This window comes from Stutzerimonas sp. LR2, from assembly GCF_055755175.1.
Window position 1 is genome coordinate 1 of sequence record NZ_JBVTRR010000091.1, and the last position, 618, is coordinate 618.

The following is a 618-nucleotide window of genomic DNA, read 5'->3' on the forward strand; positions in this document are numbered from 1 at the left end:
AAACATGTTTACTGCCTGCCAGATGAATAACGAAGTTATTGCCATCAAAGGCACGGATCAGTGAATAGCGATATGGCCCTTCAAAATAAACCGGCTGTACCAGTTGCTGCTGCTCCCCTTCGACCAGAGAATTAACAAAAAACCGGTCCAAATTCATGCGTAATTTTTTTACGCCGGTCGGATCCTGATTTGCCACTGAAGATGGCACCACAAAATTCACCGATTGCATTTCTGCCGAAACAACCTGAGCGGAAACGGCCATTGCCACTACAGATACGATTACCCTGATCATGATTTTCATATGCTCAACTCGTTTGTAAAACCCTTACGGGTGGCGGTCGCCGTGCCGGTTACCCCAACAATGGATAATTATCCTGGTATACCGACTACCTTCAATTTATGGGCTTTTAGGTTTCCTCCCTGTCAGCCCGTGGAAACGTCATCCTGATTATCGTCTGTAAATTTGTGATAATCAGGGCTGTGACTTTACAGCGGTGTTTCTTCATTTTTCGGCACAAACAGCACACATGAACCGATGCCTGATTGCACCACCTCCGGCGAGCAAGCGTATGTTTCCTTTGTAGAGGCGAAGACAGTGAATGCCCAGCCACCAGGAGG

General features: G+C 47.1%; 1 protein-coding gene. It reads right to left on the reverse strand.

Annotated elements, in window-relative coordinates; translation table 11 throughout:
- The coding region (locus ACVRRC_RS22215; RefSeq protein ID WP_472997611.1) for a hypothetical protein at positions 1 to 301 on the reverse strand (301 nt) is incomplete at its 3' end.
- Between the last annotated feature and the right edge of the window lie 317 nt (positions 302 to 618).